Below are 17,158 nucleotides of genomic sequence, written 5' to 3' on the forward strand. Positions count from 1 at the left end.
CCCCGATAGGTGTTTGATCTCCTTGTCAGCCGTCGGCCACTCAGGGCCGCGCCTCATTCAAGGAAGCCTGTCCATGCCCAATTTTCCCATAGCCCCGGATAATGCGCCGCTGGGCGACAACAACCCGCCCGGCAACGCCCTCGTGCTGCATAACCCATCGTCAGGCCTGGCGTCGCGCCGCGTCGAAGACCTCGACCCACCCAAGTCAGCCTATCCGTCGGTCCCGCTGGATGCCACGCTGTATCCTGAAAGAGGGGTCTACGGCCTGGGCATCCGCCACGTGCGCCCCTTTGCCCAGTGGACCTTCGAACGCTGGTTCAACTTCAATTACGACTTCTACGCCCTCTACCTCAACGACCTGGTCAATGCAGTCGCCGCCGATATTGCGCTTGAAGACCGGGACCGTTACGACTTGTTCGTCCCCGAAGAATTCATCCCCGAAGGCGACGTCCAGATATACGGCCGCGTAGTGCGGGCCGGCAGCGGCCAGGAGAGTACGTCGCCGCTGCAAACCATCCTGATCAAGACCACCCGCCCCGGTGGCCGCGATAACGACCCCGGCAGCAAATGGCACCCGGGCCTGGTGATGACGGTGGAAGGCCTGCCTGAGGGCTCCACCGTTAATATAGATAATGCCAACAGCGGGGTCTGGTGCCTGATCCAGCGCTATGAAAACCTGCGCCAGAATGACCAGATCGAGCTGTCGTGGGATGGGGTTTTAGTCACGCATATCGTCAGCCCGGCCGAAGTCGCGGGTTCAGGGCCGATTCGCGTCTTTGTCTCCAGGGACATCATTTTGCAGGGTGGGCATTTCGGCAAGCTGACCCTGCGGTTCCGGGTCTCGGACGTGGTGCAAAACTTCTCCGGGGATAAATACCAGTACTCCAAACCCTACTTCCTGGACAGCGAGCTGGATCCGAACCTGCTTTTTGCACCGATCTTCCTGGTGGATTACGAAGAGGCGACCCAGATCGACTTCGATACCCAGAGCGAGGCAACCTTCGAAGTGCTGGTGACGGTGCCTCGGCAAACCCCGGCGCCCCTGCCGCGGCACCAGTTGGCGGTGACCTTGTTCGGTACCCTGGCCGACGGTTCGACCCAGGTGTTCCCCTTGGCCCCGGTGGTGGACAAAAACCTCAGCGTTGAATTTGTCACCGTCGACCGCGAGATTATCGAACAACTGGTGGGCGGGTCCTTTCGGGTCTCGTTCCAGTGGCTGAAAAACGACGGCCGCGTGGAGCAATCCGGCAGTACCTCCGTCAGCGTGGTGGGCACGCCGGTGGCGATGCCGGCAGTGACGGTCGCACCGATCGAGGTGGGGCTGATCGAGCCCGATCAGGACATCACCGTGCAAATCCCCTTCTACGAACCCCACGACTCGGACTGGCTGGAAACCCTGGTGATTGAGCATATCCGCCCGGGCGGCGGTGGCGAAATCTACAAGGAAGAACAACTGGCGGGCGCCCAGGGCGGCACGCGCTACGTCAGCAAAGAAAACCTGAAACAGTTTGAAGGCGTGGGCGACATCGCGTTTTATTACCTGGTCAACGATGGCGCCGGCCACGTCCTGGACGGCAACGCATTGACCACTCGCAAGTCCCGCGAGCTGTTCGCCCACGTGGGTGAGCGCATCGGCAACATGCCGACTGCACACCTGGAAGGCGCCCTGGGCAACAACATCGACCCCAGCCATGTGACCACGCCCACCTTGCTGCTGACCCTGCCTTTGACCTTGCCCGCCCCGCACGGGCAGACCGAAGAAGGTGACCTGATCCACTGGAACGCCATCGGCTCCGGCCTTGACGGCTCGGCCAGTGGCGTTGTGCGCATCAACGGCGGCACGGCAGGCAAGCCCCTGGTTTTCCCGGTGAGCCGGGCGATCCTCGACAACAACAATAATGGCAGCCTGCGCATTACCTATAGCCTCGAACGCAGCGGCCCGCCACGCCTGGTATTGCGCTCCGAGGTGCTCAACCTGACCGTGGGCCGCGGCGTGCAACTGGACCGTCCGGTTATCGACGGCGCCACCCTGTTCCCCGACGCACTCAACCCCCTGGCCGCATTGAGCGGCGCCAAGGTCATCGTGAGATACCGGCCGATGCAGGCCACCGACCAGATCAAGGTCGACTGGTTGAGCCGCGACGGGCTGGGCAGTGCCACCGAGTACACCCTGGGCAACCCGTCCACCAACGAAGTATTCGTGACCATCCCGGCGCGCACCATCGCCAGGGGTATTCGCCCCGGTGGCAACCAGATCAGCGTGCAATACCACTTCAACCGTGGCGCCTTTCCGTACCCCTCGGACACTGTCGACCTGCACCTGCTTCCCCTCACCGGGCTGCCCACACCGACGATCGACGGCATTGGCGACAGCACCCTGCTCGACCTGTCGAAACTCAATGACCAGGCCCGCGCCCGTGTATCCGTCTGGCCGTTTATCGATGCCGGGCAGTTTATGTGGATGAGTTGGGAGGGCACGTTTGCCGACGGCAGCCCGTACCGCGAGGACACCTACACCGCCAACCTGGTCACCGAAAACGGTGCCGCCAACGGTATCTCGCCACCCGCGCCAGTGGACAAACTGCAGCGCTTGATGGATGGCTCGCACCTGACCATCCGCTTCTGGGTCAGCCTGGCAGAAAGCCCCGACAAAAACACCGCCGTGCTGTTTGGCGTGCGTGAACACCGTGTGCAAACCCTGCCCGCCGTGCTGCCGCACCCACGGTTCAACGACCAGCCCGGGGCAACGCTGACCATTCAGCCGCTGGACCACGTAGACAACGCCAGTGTCACGGTGGCGTATGGCGGCATGAATCCAAGCCATTCCATCCAGTTGCAATGGATTTTCCCGGATGGTGGTGTTGCGGATATTGGCGCCAAGGACGGCCTGGACGGCGGTCGTGTGGATTTCGTCATTACCAATGAAGTGCTGGCAGACAGCGTCGGCAAAACCATTGAGTTGCGCTATGTCGCCACCATCAATGGCAGCCCGGTGCCTTCAGAGGTTCAAGTGCTGAGGGTTGAAAGCATCGCACCAAATAACTTGCCGCGACCGTTGATCAATAGCATCGCCAATGGCGGTTCGTTGAATATGGATGCCATTGTCGGCAACCCGCTGGCCTCTGTGGCTAAATGGGATTTGAGTAAGCAAGGGCAAAAAGTCTGGTTGACATGCACTGCTGACAGGGTAGAACCGTTGTACATCCTCGACGGCTATAGCATTACCTCGGCGGAAGCCAGGAACGGCTTGGCGAGCAAAGCCGTCGAGCGCAGCTGGTTCCTCTACCTGGCAAACGGCGGGATATTTACCCTGACGTGCAAGGTGACGTTTGATGGCAGTGACGATGAGTCAAGCGCGGTGGTGTTTCAGCAGACGACGTATAGCGTTGTAAGACGGGTGGGAATTATTGGCGCTATTGACGTGGCACGCCTTCCTCTCTCGACAATTGCAAGCCCGGACAGTAGACGAGTATATACAACCTCGCAATACGGGATATCGGTTATCGATACCGCCAGCAATAGCGTAATTCGCACAATCCTAGAAGTAACTTCAAACAACTGCGCAATTTCGCCAGACGGCTCAATTCTATACATAATCGGAGTTGGACGTGAAGTCAGAGCAATAAACACCACAAACTTCAATATTATCAGGAGATTTTCTATCCCCTCCTCAGCATTTGAGCTGGTACTCAACTCGAGTGGTACGCAACTTTATACCAAAAGTCCACTCAGCATTGACATCTACGATGCCAATAGTGGGCGCCACTTGGCTTCGATACCTGTGTCCGCAAACGGCGTAGGGAGCACAGCCTACGCAATGGCCTTTAGCGCCGACGGGAGCAGTTTTTATACCCACGGGGCGATCAGGACCGGTGTAAACGCACTATTTGTAATTGACACCACCACTTACAAGATAACTACAACAATCGAGCTACCAGGATTTGCTTACTCACTCGCGGCCGACCCTCATAATACATCGCTCATGTATTGCACGACGTTACGTGAAATACTCATCTTCAATACTGACAGCCACACACTTCACAAAACCATTTTGCTCCCTAGCGGCAGTCGGAGCGCTGACATATCCGTCAATCAACAAATTGCACGCGCGTATGTGGTAACCACTAGTAATCCAGGAACACTTCTAACCTTTGATACGCGCACAGAGGAGATAATAGGCAGCATTGATATGCCGCGCCGCGCCTACGATGCTTGCGTATTACCCGACGGTTCAAGACTTTATACAGCCGACTTTATCGACGACAAAGTGACAGTCATCGCTTTATAAGTCACAGCCAACACCGGGACAAATCCGTCTTAGTCATGGATTTGTCCCGTCTTTTTATCCCCCACTCCCCCTGCCTCATATACCGATGCGCTTGCCCTGCTCAAACCTTCCAGACACGCCACCACGCCCCTGCAACCATCGACTCCATCGCCCCACCTACGGAGTCGCCCCACCATGTTCCCTACCCTGTTGCCCTTCCTGTTATTCGCTTTTGTAGCCTCCATCACTCCTGGCCCCACCAATATCCTGGTGCTGAGTAACAGCGCACGGTATGGCTTCAAAGCCGCACTGCCTATCGTGCTGGGGGCATGCGCGGGGGCGGCGGGGATTGTGCTGCTGGTAGGCTCCGGCGTTGGCCAGTCGCTGGCGCACTGGCCCCGGGTGCAGGCAGCGATGCAATGGCTGGGGGTCGCCTGGCTCAGCTACCTTTCCTGGCAGATTTTCAGCGCCCCCGCCGAGTCAATCGGCCCGGCTGCCGTGCAAAAACCCTTGGGCCTGGCCGGCGCCGCCAGCCTGCAACTGGTCAACCCCAAGACCTGGATGATGGCCCTGGCGGTGGTGAGCGTGTTTGCCGGCAATGGCGATGAACGCCAGAGCCATGTGCTGTACCTGTCGCTGGCGTTCTTTGTGATCGCCTTGCCGTGCCTCGGCGCGTGGGCATTGCTGGGGGTTGGAAGCAGCCGGGTGTTTCGTTCGCCCAAGGCCATGCAACGGTTCAACCGCTGCATGGCGGTGTTGTTGCTGGTCTCAAGCTGGCTGAGCGTCTGGGTGTAGACACAACCGTTCGTCGGCACTGTCATTTTTCACAGCTATCCGCTATCGGGGCTGCGGGTGTTTGATTTCCCTTGCCTATATGCACAGCCAGCGCTGTGCGTGACTTCCAGCAAGGAGTGGTCAGCATGCCCAACCAACCGATCGACCCCGATGACAATGCCTCGGTCATTGAAGACCCAGGTGTACCTGTTTCCGACAGCCCCCTGACCCTCCTTGAGCCCGCGCCCCTGCCGGTGATCACGGCTGAAGACCTGGCCCCGCCCTATTCGGCGTTCCCGCCGGTCTCGCTTGACCAGTATCCCGATGAACCTTACGCCTATGGCCTGGGCATTCGGCATGTTCAGCCCTATGCGTATTTCGTCCTGGAAAAATGGCACACCTGGGCCATCTTCGACGCCTTTGAGTTGTACCTCAATAACGATCTTCAGGCGTCTGGTGTCGTCGAGATGGACCAGGATCGTTATGGCATGTACGTCATCGCCGAACGCATGCCTGAAGGTGAAGTGCAAGTGCGCGCGCGGGTAGTGCGCGCAGGCAGCGGTCAGGAAAGCACCTCGCCGCCGCAAAGCATATTGATCAAGACCACCCGTCCCGGCGGGATTGAGAACAATGGTGACGACAAATGGCACAGTAAACTGAGCCTGAGTGTCGACGGCTTGCCCGAAAGCAGCACGATCAACATGGACACGATCAGTCGCGGGTTATACGCCGTGATTGCGCCCTATCCGAACGTGCGCAAGAACGACACCATTGAGTTCTATTGGGACGGAGTTGAGATCAGGCACCTGGTCACGGCCACCGAGGCCGCTGGTATCCAGCCGATCAGGGTATTTATCAGCAAGGAAAATATTCTCAAGGGCGGCCTCAACGGCGCACTCACCCTGCGCTTCAGGGTGTTCGATGTGGTTCAGAATTACTCAGGGGAAAAATACCAGTACTCCAAGCCGTATGGACTGGTCGCCGAACTGGACCCCAGCTTGATGAGCGCGCCGTTTTTCCTGGTGGATGACGCGGAAAGCCGGCAAATCGATTACGACACGCAAAGTAATTCACTGTTCGAAATCCTGTTGCAGACCCCACGGGTGACACCGGCCCCGCTGCCCCCAAACCAGGTCACGATTACCCTGACGGCCACACTGGCGGACGGCACGATCGAAGAACTGGTGCTTGATCCTGTCGAAGTCAGGAACGGTCGGGAAGAGATCTTCCCGGTGGACCGCGATTTGATCGAGCGCGTCATCGGCGGCTCGTTCAGGGCTTCATTCGTCTGGCACACGGCCACCGGTGGCCACCTCGGGCAGTCTGGCAGTGTCACCGTAACGGTGGTGGGTACACCGACCTCGATGCCGGCAGTGACCGTGACCCCGAGCGAGTTGGGCCTGATCAACCCGGACGATGATGCGTTTATCAGCATCCCGTCCTACCAGCCCCACGCCTACGATTCGATGGAAACCCTGGTCATCGAGCAGATCGTTCCAGGGGGCGGTGGAATGCGCTATTCCGACCCGCAACTGGCCGGGGACCAAGGGGGCACGCGCCGGGTAACCAGCGAGGTGCTGCAACGCTTCAAGGGATTAGGTGACGTCGCGGTGTACTACCTGGTCGACGACGGCGCAGACAGCCAGTTGCATGCCTACGGTGCGCTGATCGAACGCAAATCCCGGGTGCTGACAGTACGCATCGACGAACGCCTCGAAACCATGCCTGCCCCCACCCTGCAGGGTGCGATTGACGACAACGTTGACCCGGTTGACGTAGTGGGCGACAGCGTGCTGCTGACGCTACCCTATACGGCAACCAGGAGCCGCGACCATATCCAATGGAACATTGTGGGCACGGGCACAGGCGGTTCCGCCAGCGGTTCGGTGACGATCAACGGTGCGACACAGGGCCAGCCACTGGTACTGCCGGTGAGCCGTGCGGTGCTGGATAACAACTTCGATGGCCAACTGCGCATCACCTACAGCCTGGAACGCGAAACCCCGCTGCCGAAACTCACCTTGCGCTCGTTTACAACCCTCCTGACCGTGGGCCGTGGCGTGGAACTGGATGCGCCTGAAGTCGTGGAAGCCGAGCAGTACCCTGACCGGCTTGACCCGCTGGCAGCTCAATCGGGTGCAACGGTGCTGGTGAAATACCGGCGCATGCGCGAGAGCGAATCGTTTTCAGTGAAATGGGTGACGGCCGATCTGCTGGGCAGCACCGTCGAAACGGGTTGGGGCAACCCCGACACCAATGAAGTGGGTGTGCCGATAGAGGCCCGTACCATTGCCAAGGGCATTCGCAACGAGCGTAACCGCATCAGTGTGCAATACAGTTTTACCCGCAGCGGGTTTCTCCATGAGTCGGATACTCTGAACCTGGACCTGCTGCCGTTGAGTGGCTTACCCACACCAACCATCGACGGGGTCGGCAACAGCGTGATCCTGCCGACGAACGAGCTCGTCGCTCAAGCCCGCACCCGTGTGGCGGCCTGGCCTTTGGCCTTTGAAGAGCAGTTCATGTGGCTGCAATACACGGGTACCAACACCGACGGCAGTGCGTTCAACCTGGACACTTTTATCGCCGCCCCTGTTGGAGAAAGCGCCACCCTGGGTGTCTCGCAACCCATACCGTTGGCGGAGCTGCAAGGCCTCAGGAACGAGTCGCACCTGACCATTCGCTTCTGGGTCAGCCTGGCCGAAAGCACTGATAAAAACACCGCAGTATTGTTTGGTGTACGCGAGCATATTATCCAGTCGATCCCCGCCACATTGCCGCGCCCGGCCTTTGCCAATCTGCAGGGCGCCACCTTGACCATCGACCCACAGGACTGGCAGAACAACGCCTATGTGGCGGTGGCCTATAACGAAATGACCGCGGCCCACCGCATCGCCCTCGAGTGGATTTACCCGAACGGCACCATGGCGACCATCCCGGCGCAGAACGGTAACACCAATAAGCGCGTCGACTTTCAGATCAGCCGGGACATCCTCGCCAACAGCGCGGGCAAATTGATCGAGCTCCGTTATATGGCGACGATAGGGACGACTACTGTCCCGTCAGAAACACAGAAGCTGACCGTCAACCGTGTTCCGTCCTCGGCGCTGCCTCGGCCGCTGATCAATGGCGTCCCTACAGGCGGTGAGTTGAACCTCAATAACTTCAGCACCAATGCCACCTTGAGTGTTGCCCCTTGGCCTTTGGCCGCAACGGGCCAGAAGGTCTGGGTGCAACTGACCAGGGCGGGCAGCGCGCCGTTGAATGTGCTGACAAACTACAGCCTGCCGGCGGGAGAAGTATCGACCGGCTTGGTGAACAAGGCGGTACTGCGCACATGGCTGGACGGCCTACCTAACAACAGCACCATCACCGTAACGTGCAAGGTAACGTTTGATGGCAGTAGCGTTGAATCCACGGCCATTACGTTCCCCACTGCGACCTATACGGTAATTACTTCGCTGAGGATTGATCAAAGTCAATTAAACCTGAATGGAGTTAGGATCATTGCAAACTGGTCCCCAAGAGGGCAAGACTGGCCGAACAATACGGCGACTCGCGTGGCCAGTGGTGGCGTGCCAAACTACCGTTATAGCTCCAGTAACCCCGCGATTGCTTCAGTAGATGCCTCGTCGGGCAAGGTGACAGGTAATCGCAACGGATCGGCAGTTATCACTGCTTTTGATAGAAACAATATTCAAAGGCAGTATACAGTTAATGTTTCCAACATCTATCAACTGCAAGTCAACGAGACGGAACAAAGTTCTCAGGCTCAGATAAACTGGATGCGATCGATAGGAGGCTACCCGATAGTTTCTACTGTGGGGACTGGTCCTTTGGACCGGCTCAACACTATATATTATCCACCAGCGCGCTCAAAACATTACGGGCTTTGCGAGTTCAGTCCGCATGCGTGGTACTGGTTCGTGCACATATCTGCCCCTATACAGTTATGGGCGGTAAACTCTTCCCATGCAATCTACGGAGGATGGTGCCTTACTCGCTACTAGCAATTATTCATCAAAAAATGATGGGGACGGATCCATTTAACCCCAAACCCCCCACCCACAAAAAAAGGAAGCCTCGGCTTCCTTTTTTCTTTACCCCTGTTTCCTAGAAATCGTAACGCACTCCCACATTAACCCCCCACGGCTGATCCACCTTCTTGCCCTGGGCATGTTCAATATCAGCGTGCAGCTTGACGTTCTTCGACACCGACATCGCCACGCCCGCTGCCACTTCAATACGCGAACCGAACACATCGTTGTTGAAGCGCTGGTCGTTCACCTTGACCTTGTTGCTGTGGTTGAACTCATGGGCCAACGCTGTACGCAGGTAGGGCTGCAGCACCCCGCCGCTCTCCAGCTGGATATTCTTGCCACCTGTCACGCCGAGCTTGCCCACCACGGAGGCGGTGCGATCCCCCTTGGCCTGCAGGCCATTGTCCAGCTCGTAACTTTGCGCCTGGATAATCGCTGTGCTCAGTTGCGAGTACGGTTCTACAAAGTAACCATCGTCGAGCTTGATATGCCGGCCGACTTCCGCCGATGCGCTCACGGCATTCTGCGTGTAGTTGCCCTTGGCACGCTTGCCGTCGCTCATGGTCACGTTGACCTCGTTGTGCAAGCGGTTGAGCTTGACCACGCCGTCGAAGTACAGCCCGCTCTCGTCGTCGATCCAGGTGGCATACCCCCCCAGGTAGTAGCTGTTGACCTTGCCGCTGCCGGAAGTGTTGGCGCCGATGTCGGACGTGCTGTGACCCGCCATGACACCGGCCATCCACTGGCCATCTCCGCCCGACAATGGCGCATCGGCACCCAGGCTCAGGCCACGCTGGTTTTGCGTGTAGCCACCACCGTCCTTGTTCCCGGCTACCTCGTATTTGTTGCCGTAGCCACGCATCCAGAACCCGTTGCTCTGGCCGTCGCTGAAACGCAGCTCACCCATGCGGGTACGCAGCAGGGACATCTCGCCGTACAGCACGGTGGGGGCCGTGTTGAACAACGCCATCACGGTTTTGGTGCTGTTGCTGGTGCCACGACGGTTAGGATCGAGGTACCAGTCGGTGTCTTCCTTCTTCAGCCCGTAGGAATAGGCGCCCACATCCACGGTGTCGCCGTCCAGCGAGAAGTGCGCATCGCCACCTTCGGTGTGCACCACACGAATCGGCAACGCACTCGCCAACTCGGAGCCGGTCGCCGCCAACAGCAGGCTGTGGTTGCCCGTGGCGACCCCGTTGACGTTGAGCAAGTCGGTCTGGCCGGTGCTGAAGTCGGTGTGCATCACATAGCTGCCGTCACCCGACAGGCTGTTGACGTCCAACTGGAAGAACTCATCGGCGCCGCCAAAGTGCACGGTGCCGCCGCCCATGATCAGGTCGCCGACTGAACTGTCATCCACCAGCATCCAGTGGGACGCTGAATTGACGCTCAACTCGGCGACGTTCTGCAGTTTGCCGGTGAGCCAGGAGCCATTGTTGAGCTGCAACCTGGCGGTGCTGCCGTCTTCGACCACCACGTCACCGACCAGGAAGCTGCGGTCGACGTTCATGTTGGCGGTGGCGCCATTCATGACTTCCAGCAGCACACCGTTTGCGCCGGTCAGCGTGGAGCCATTGAGTACATGAATATCAGCAAGGGTGGATTCCCCGGGCCTGAACGAGCCGACCTGAATCGCCGAACCGGTCTTGCCCTCGACGCTCGAGCGGTCGAGGATCAGGCTGCTGGCCAAAGTCGGGTCGTTATCCACGCCCATCTTCACGCCAATGTCTCCACCAACGATGCTGGTATTGAACGCACGGGCCTGGCCATTGAACAGTTCGATACCCACGCCATCATCTGCGGTCGCCTCGACACGCGAATCGGTCAGGTCCAGCACACTGTGGGCACTGGCCGAGGCACCGCGGGTGCTGCCGGTGATGTGACTGTTGACGACCGTGACGCTGGAACCATTGGTGGCGCCCAGGGAACGGGCCGCTGCCAGCCCGGTTCCGTTGTTGTGGGTAACGTTGCTGTTGGTGATCAGCACGTTGCTGCCCGTGACATGAACCCCAGCCCTTGCCGAATCCCGCGCAATGACGTCCGAACCATCGATGCGGATGTCGGAGTTGATTGCGGCAATGTCCCGGGTGCTGCTGCCGGCATTGACAATCAGGGTTGCGGAATTGGCAGTGATTTGCAGGGTGGGCACTCCCAGAACCGTCAGGCGGGAACCTGCACGCAATTCAAAAGTGTCAGGGCGCGGGCCAGGCCCCACCATTTCATCCGGGCCGGTCACGACACGCGCTTCGGACAGCTGCGCCATGAGCATCAGCAGTGTGACGGCCTTGGCCTTGAAGGCAAGGCTTAAGGGAGTTGGTTTGAAATTGAATGGAGCTGACATCTTTACGGACCTCTGGGTTGGCGTTCCTTTACGGAAAAAAACTGGCCGGTTCCGAAAAGCGTGTGGACCCTGCCAATCAAGCGGCGCCCAAGGTACCCAGAGCTGTTCCCAACATCTGTAGGACTAATCCCAAGGTGCTGTGCTGAAAGTGAATGCAGTTTGTAGTCGACCCAACGGCAAAAATGCCAAAGAGGAGCAAGGCTCCTCTTTGGCATTAGGGCTCAAACAAGTATCAAGGAAGCGGGACGGCAGTACCGTCGCAGAAAAAGCCATTCGTTCCACCTATCCGAACCCCGCGAACAAGAGGATGCGCTTCATCGGAAGGTAATGGTCCTTCAGGCAGGTTGATGGTGTACCAGATCCGCGCGGAGCCGGCCAGCCTTGCACCCGAGTTGGGCTGGATGGGTTTGTAGATGGTCTCATAGGGCCCCAGGAGCAACTCGAACCCAGAATTGATCATGGCTTGCGTGAGCGGTATGGAGTCCACACGACCCACTGCTGCCGGGACCTCTATCGTTCCTGCATTGTCGCTGTAGCCCTGCCAGTGCAGCGTAACCACCATCCTCAGTTCAAAGTGCTCCGAAGGCGGGATAAACACCACAACGTTTCCGGGAGGATTTTCAGGCCTGAACGTAGCGCAGTTGATCGCCCCTGCGTCCGACAGATGTCGTACCACCGGCGGGGCAAGCTCTTTGAAGTTGGCATTCACCGTCACCGTCGTGTCAGGGGAAAACTGGCGGTTGGTGCTGGCCCCTTGGGCAATGGTGTAGAACACCGTCTTGCGGCCATTGCCATGACGCTCAATGAAGCTCCACGGGATTGAGAGCGGAATCACCTGGCCAGCCGAGGCGCCGGTCACCGGTTGGGTAGCAACGAGTTCGCCCGAATAGTAAAGGCGGATCGTAAAGTCGCTGGCATCCGGTGTGGGTGCCGTACTCCATAACGTTACCCGAGCAATTGCAGGCCGGTTGGCGTGGTCGCGCTCCAGTTCGTCGTCGGGGCCCTCGGTACCGGTTGCGTCCACCCCGTTCACGACTACGGGCAGCAGGTCATCGTTGATCGGGTCCGGGCCAATGGGAGTGGGGCCGACAACAAACAGGTCCAGGTTGACGGTGGTGGTCGGTGTCGCCGGGTTGTTGACAGACCGCCGCCGCACCACATAGGAAACCGTCAACGGCAATAGCCCTCGAGTGGCGCCATACAGGATTTCCAGCACCCTGTACGGAACGTAAACCTCCGCCGGGAAACGGCTGTTGCCCAGTGGCTGGGCCTCCAAGGGAACGGTGGTGATGCTTGTCCTCAATGTGACGAGGAATTCATCTCCATCGACGCCGCGCAGAAAGTTCGTATATTCAGGAATACGCACGATCATGCCGCCGTCCAGCGCAACGTCTGCCCGATCAATCAATACATCGCCGGGGGGTGAGGTTCGGTCAACCAGGGGGGCCAGCAGGTTCTCGGGCGCTGGAAACAGGCCCACGTCCATCTCGTAGGCAGTCGAAAGCCGCGCCCAATTCCCTGCCGCGTCGAACAACTCATACCGCAAATTGCGCAGGCCATCCGGATTGGCGTCAACCACGGATAATGGCAATGGAAAGCTCAGGTCCGCAGGCAGATTCCAGCGTGGCGAAGGATCGGGCGGGTTGGGTGCATAGGGCGTATCGGAGCCATTATAGTAAAGATACGCCCAATCGCCGTCTGCCCGACCATGCGCCACATAATCCGGGATCGTAAACATTGCAGACTCATTGGGCTTGCTTTCAAAGTAGTCGCGGTCGGCAGGTGTCGGCAGGTCGGCAGGCGGAATCGGCGCCGGCGGTGCATCGGGGGAAATGGCATACGGTGGTGTCAGGTCAACGACAACGGTCTGCGGATCTGATTCGGAATAGTTGTCAACGCCACGTACTTCAATTCCGTACTTGATTTGGTACCGCCCCGCGGGCCGCCGACCTTGAGCAATGTTCACCACTGTCTCAGGCCCTGGGGCAGCAACGGTGAACCTATAAATGGGCTCGCCCCACTCGGTGTCATCGAAATTTTTCCACCAAACACTGACAAGATCGTCAAGAAACGGATGGGTATCGGCGTCAGGCCATAGTGGAATAGAGAAATTCAAATTCTCACGCAGGTTGTACTCCCGTGAAAGCAATCCAGGGTAGCCAGGCACCTCACCTTCAAGAATACCATCAGGCAAGGCGTCAGTCGTATTGGCACTTCGATTCTTTGCATAGTTACGGATAAAGTCGAGCGTGTCCTTTTTCATTACGTGTCTCCAGATATTAAGACGAATTACATCTCACCCACACTTCCCTACCATTGACGTAGCCGTTCGCGTCGCGAGACAAAGCGCTTGCACGCCTATCACACGCCGACTATTCCCTGCACAACAACAAATACACCCAGTCCTTTAATCTTTGACCAACGTTGCCTTTCCATCACTAGTGCAACTAATGACATCCCCGGGTTTACAAAACCCACCCGTTGGAAAGGTCAGGTCGACACGGATATGTCCGCTCCCCTTGACGTCTGGCCGGGAGTCACCCACCTTGCCCAGGTTGCGCCACACTTCGAAACTGGCCACAGCTGAACCGTATTCGCGCATAGGCTCCAAGGTCCGGTCGAACGGTTCCACCACAACTTTAATACCGTTATCAATATGGGGTTGCAGCACTTGGATGGTTTCTTCGTATTCAGTGCCAGCAATAGGATCAACCCAGTTATTACGCGCATAGCCTTGCCAGTGAAAACGCACCTCGTCGTTAAGTTGCAGGCCGATATTGCCCGGAATCAACCAATGCACGCCATATAAAGGCGAAGGCGAAGAACAACAGGTCACATACTCGCTAGTCAGGGTGTGCTGAACTTGCGGAGGAGTAAAATCAATCAGCGCCGTCACATCGACATACACAAAAGTTGGCGGCGACTGTTGTTCGTTGACCCCATTACTGGTGAGGTAATGGACCGGCAGACGTGGATTGACCGTCCCCTCGATCAGATTCCAGGGAATATCGGTAAACCACACCAACTGCCCTCCTACCTCCCCCAACTGCACGGGATGGCTGGCCACCGGGCCAACACCGTTCCAGAACAGACTGAGCAATTGACCCGCAACCGGATCTGCAAACAAAGGAACATATGCCTGGGCAGCCAGCCCACGATCCAGATGATTGAGCTGATTGGGAGTCTTGGAGCCGCGCCCTATCACCGTGACGCTGGCCAGGGTCGGGTTAAGCAATGCGGGCGCATTGGGATGGTCCTGGCCGGCAATCGTCAGGTCGACATTGAACCGTTCCGATAAGGAACGAAATGGAGGCAGGGCTCCGCGAATGATTTCGTAGCGCACCACCGCCGCTTCGGGAACCAGTACAGGCGCAGGCCCCCTGAGGGTCAGCCATGGAATTTCCACATCACAAGGGAAGCTCAGTATCGGCTGCGGGACTGTCGGACGGGCATTCCAATAGGCGATTACCTGGTCCCCCGGCGCCCAATCGTCGTAGGCGGGGTCAATGCGCATGAACACGCCACGACGTGCATCATCGCGCTTGATCAGGCTGTCGTCGTATGCCGGTGGCCGAATTTGCGGACGCGGCAAGTTGCTCGGCAACGGCGTCAGTGCCAGCTGAAACAGCAGTCCGGCACTCTGGCTGCTGAAATTGCCTGCCTCGTCAAAAATGCGGTAGAAAATATAGGCGTCACCGTTGTTCAACCTGCGAAAAATATCGGGGTCCACGTAAGCAACCAGCGGGTCTGAGGCTAACGCGATCACGTACTCGGCGTCCGCCGCGCTTAGCGGCGGGTTATCCCGGTTGGACAGGTAGAATTCAATCCGGTCCCTGTCCGCGCGCACGGTGTAGAACGGAATATTGAACGCCACCGGCACGTTATCGAGCAGGTATTGCTCATCGACGTTCGGGGTCGGGGCAACTACAAAATCCACAGTATCCAGAGGGTTCAGTAACTCAGGCGAGTCCAGATCGATGGTGAGTGTTCTCCTGGGATTCAGCACACTGACGCCGCCAAAGGAGTCCTGAACCGTGTAGTAGAGTTGCGCGGTGCCGGAGCCCTCATCAGTCAATCGTGACAGGGGCACCTCCAGTGAGATCACCGCTGGCAAAGGGGGTGGCGGGCCAAACACCTGCCGCGAATCAACCACCTCATCGACACCCGCCCACACCCAGCGGAGGCGCACGATGTGCGGCTCATCCAGCAGCGGCTCGGGTCGCGGGTTCCACATCGGAATGTTGACCTGCAGCGGGCCCTGCAGGCGCGAGCGCGGGATCACGCCCCGGGGGTCACCACTGTCGACGCCGGGTATGTCCATCGGGTCCAGCAACACAGTGCCCCCGTCGTCCGCGCCCAAGGGTTTGATCAGGTAAGTGGATTCAGAGACGTCAGACATGGGTTTAATCCTCAACACGGTGGACAGTGGCCTGCCGGCAGGCGGCGTGTGTATACCAAGTGGCGTTGAGAGAATTAAGCGCCCGATTCCTCCGGCCGGATACTGTCAGAATTAACAGGTAGCCCCCTCCATTCGTCGCTTTTTGCTCGGCCTTGCTGCCAGGGCGGTTACTGAGCAGCGCTTGACGAAATTTCCTACTTGGTGTTTCCTGAAACCGGTTTCAGCAATTGGTTTCGCCTTGGAACCCAGATAAATCCAATAAGAAAGGCCCGCCGCCGTGACTACTTTTTCCGCCGCCCAACGCAGCCGCGTGACCATGCTGGACGTCGCCGAGCGCGCCGGTGTGTCCAAGGCCAGCGTGTCGCGCTTTATCGGCGACGACCGTGCCCTGCTCTCCGATGCCATCGCCCTGCGCATCGAGCAGGCCATCGATGAGCTGGGCTATCGCCCCAACCAGATGGCCCGCGGCCTGAAACGCGGGCGCACCCGCCTGATCGGCATGCTGGTAGCCGATATCCGCAACCCCTATTCGATTGCCGTAATGCATGGCGTGGAAACCGCCTGCCGCCAGCACGGCTACAGCCTGGTGGTGTGCAACACCGACCGCGATGACGAGCAGGAGCGCCAGCACCTGGCGGCCCTGCGTGCCTACAACATCGAAGGGCTGATCGTGAATACCCTCGGCCATCACCTGGACCAATTGCTGGAACTGCAACGGGAAATGCCCCTGGTGCTGGTGGACCGCAAGGTCGAACCGCTGCACAGCGACCTGGTAGGGCTGGACAACCCGGTGGCGGTGCGCATGGCCGTGGAGCATCTGGAACAACAAGGCTATCGCGACCTGCTGTTGGTGACTGAAGCCACCGACGGCACCAGCTCGCGGCTTGAGCGCCTGGACAGTTTCAAGGCGGAGATGACCAACCGTCCGACGTTGACCGGCGCCGTACTCGAGTTGGACGGCGAACTGGAACAGCGTCTGCAAAAGTTTCTAGGCAAATCCGGCCCCAAGGCGTTGTTCTGCGCCAACGGAATCGCGGCACTGGCGTGTACCCGTGCGTTGAAAAATCTAGGCTGCGACCTGTTTGATGACGTGGGCCTGATCGCCCTGGATGACCTCGACTGGTACCCGCTGGTGGGCAACGGCATCACCGCCCTCGCCCAGCCCACCGAGGCCATCGGCGCCAGTGCGTTTGACTGTTTACTCAAGCGCTTGCGCGGCGATAGCCAGCCCCCACGCACCCTGGACTTCTTGCCACAACTGATTATCCGGGGCTCGACCCAATCCCTTGTGGGAGCTGGCTTGCCTGCGATAACGGTTTCTCCGGCGAAGCAGTAGG

The 17,158-nt window shown here is 58.6% G+C and carries 7 protein-coding genes; 4 read left to right on the forward strand and 3 right to left on the reverse strand.

Translation table 11 applies throughout. From position 1 onward, the window contains the following. Window positions 1-73: 73 nt before the first annotated feature. The 3 genes from C0058_RS18020 (at window position 74) to C0058_RS18030 (ending at window position 9,051) form a co-directional block, all read left to right on the forward strand. On the forward strand, window positions 74-4,288 hold the full coding sequence (locus tag C0058_RS18020; RefSeq protein ID WP_102369236.1) for a YncE family protein: 4,215 nt from the start codon (window positions 74-76) through the stop codon (window positions 4,286-4,288). A gap of 174 nt (window positions 4,289-4,462) precedes the next feature. Further along, window positions 4,463-5,062 (forward strand): LysE family translocator, encoded by a 600-nt coding sequence (locus C0058_RS18025; RefSeq protein ID WP_102369237.1) that lies wholly within the window; start codon window positions 4,463-4,465, stop codon window positions 5,060-5,062. A gap of 125 nt (window positions 5,063-5,187) precedes the next feature. Then, complete coding sequence (locus C0058_RS18030) at window positions 5,188-9,051, forward strand: Ig-like domain-containing protein (RefSeq protein WP_102369238.1); 3,864 nt, start codon at window positions 5,188-5,190, stop codon at window positions 9,049-9,051. A 103-nt stretch (window positions 9,052-9,154) separates the two neighbouring features. On the opposite strand, the gene C0058_RS18035 is transcribed toward C0058_RS18030, so the two are convergent. From C0058_RS18035 to C0058_RS18045, 3 genes are all read right to left on the reverse strand, one after another. Beyond that, entirely contained in the window at window positions 9,155-11,422 is a 2,268-nt protein-coding gene (locus C0058_RS18035; protein ID WP_102369239.1) for an autotransporter outer membrane beta-barrel domain-containing protein, read from the reverse strand. Window positions 11,423-11,654: 232 nt separating this feature from the next. Beyond that, window positions 11,655-13,685 carry a hypothetical protein gene (locus C0058_RS18040; protein ID WP_102369240.1) on the reverse strand — a complete coding sequence of 677 codons (2,031 nt, stop codon included), beginning with the start codon at window positions 13,683-13,685 and terminating at the stop codon, window positions 11,655-11,657. A 144-nt stretch (window positions 13,686-13,829) separates the two neighbouring features. Further along, window positions 13,830-15,821, reverse strand: a complete 1,992-nt coding sequence (locus C0058_RS18045) for a hypothetical protein (protein ID WP_102369241.1) — start codon at window positions 15,819-15,821, stop codon at window positions 13,830-13,832. A 277-nt stretch (window positions 15,822-16,098) separates the two neighbouring features. On the opposite strand from C0058_RS18045, the gene C0058_RS18050 reads away from it, so the two are divergent. Next, window positions 16,099-17,157 (forward strand): LacI family DNA-binding transcriptional regulator, encoded by a 1,059-nt coding sequence (locus C0058_RS18050; RefSeq protein WP_003214073.1) that lies wholly within the window; start codon window positions 16,099-16,101, stop codon window positions 17,155-17,157. Window position 17,158 lies beyond the last annotated feature (1 nt).

This window comes from Pseudomonas sp. NC02, assembly GCF_002874965.1.
Lineage (GTDB): Bacteria > Pseudomonadota > Gammaproteobacteria > Pseudomonadales > Pseudomonadaceae > Aquipseudomonas.